Origin of the sequence: Mesorhizobium sp. M00.F.Ca.ET.216.01.1.1 (assembly GCF_004010325.2) — a bacterium.
Classification (GTDB): domain Bacteria; phylum Pseudomonadota; class Alphaproteobacteria; order Rhizobiales; family Rhizobiaceae; genus Mesorhizobium.
Genome location: NZ_SADR02000511.1, coordinates 1 through 290 on the forward strand (window position 1 = coordinate 1; position 290 = coordinate 290).

Annotated in this window: 1 pseudogene; it reads left to right on the forward strand. The window is 65.2% G+C overall.

The window, feature by feature from the left end:
* Positions 1-290 (forward strand): annotated as a pseudogene (locus EN859_RS37210) (SGNH/GDSL hydrolase family protein); the annotation flags it as partial.

The window sequence follows — 290 nt, forward strand, 5'->3', positions numbered from 1 at the left end:
GCTTGCCATCGGCACCAACGACACCAAGAACTTCCATTCCGTGCCGCGCTTCAAGAAGGAGTTCGGCGGCCTGCTCTATGCGCTGCGCGCCAAATGGCCGGAAGCGCGCGTGGTGTGGTCGCCGGTGCTGGAATTCACCCGCGCGCCGGCAATGCCGCCATTGCTCGGTAAGATCCTCGAGATCCGGGCTATCGCAATGAACCGGATGGGCGTGCGCCTCTGCAACGAACGCGGCGCCGTTCCGGCGGCACGGCTGCCGATCACCAATCCCGAGGCCGGCTTTGCTTCAG